Origin of the sequence: Acidiplasma aeolicum (genome assembly GCF_001402945.1) — an archaeon.
Lineage (GTDB): Archaea > Thermoplasmatota > Thermoplasmata > Thermoplasmatales > Thermoplasmataceae > Acidiplasma > Acidiplasma aeolicum.
Window position 1 is genome coordinate 1 of sequence record NZ_LKBG01000199.1, and the last position, 644, is coordinate 644.

Sequence of the window (644 nt, forward strand, 5' to 3'; positions counted from 1 at the left end):
TTCTAAAAGTACATTAATAAAAGCCATAAAGGAAAATGGGGGAATGCCTGAATTTGGTTCTGAGGATGATTATAAAAAATTTTATGCTGATTCCACAATTAACCCTGAAAAATACTGGGACTGCATTGCATCAAAATTTGAGTGGTACAAAAATATGATAAAGTTATTAGATGAACCTTTCCCGAATTTGTATTTTTTACAGGAGGCTATTCTAACGTTTCTTATAATTGTGTGGACAGAAATGCCATGAAAAATCCAGATAAAACTGCCATAATATGGGTAAGCTATGATGGTAAAGAACGAAAAATAACATATGGGGAACTAAAGGATTATGTATCAAGATTTGCCATAGGCCTACAGAAAATCGGTGTAAAAAAGGGTGATGTTGTTGCCATTTACATGTCAAATATACCGAAAGCGTTTATTTCAGTATATGCATGTTATAGAATAGGTGCCATATACAATATAATATTCTCAGGATTTTCTGCAAATGCACTACTTGAAAGAATTGAGGATACAAAAGCAGTATCGTTATAACGGAGGACCAATCCATAAGCAGGGATAAGTACATGAATCTTAAAAACACACCTAACTCTGTGAGGTCAGGGGTTAAATCAATTGAAAAGGTCATAGTTGTAAGAAGA

General features: G+C 33.5%; 2 protein-coding genes. Both read left to right on the forward strand.

Annotated elements, in window-relative coordinates:
• The coding region (locus AOG54_RS04440) for an acetyl-coenzyme A synthetase N-terminal domain-containing protein (protein ID WP_236692462.1) at positions 1-250 on the forward strand (250 nt) is incomplete at its 5' end.
• Complete coding sequence (locus AOG54_RS04445) at positions 247-537, forward strand: AMP-binding protein (protein WP_055032480.1); 291 nt, start codon at positions 247-249, stop codon at positions 535-537. The genes AOG54_RS04440 and AOG54_RS04445, both read left to right, overlap by 4 nt.
• Positions 538-644: the final 107 nt, after the last annotated feature.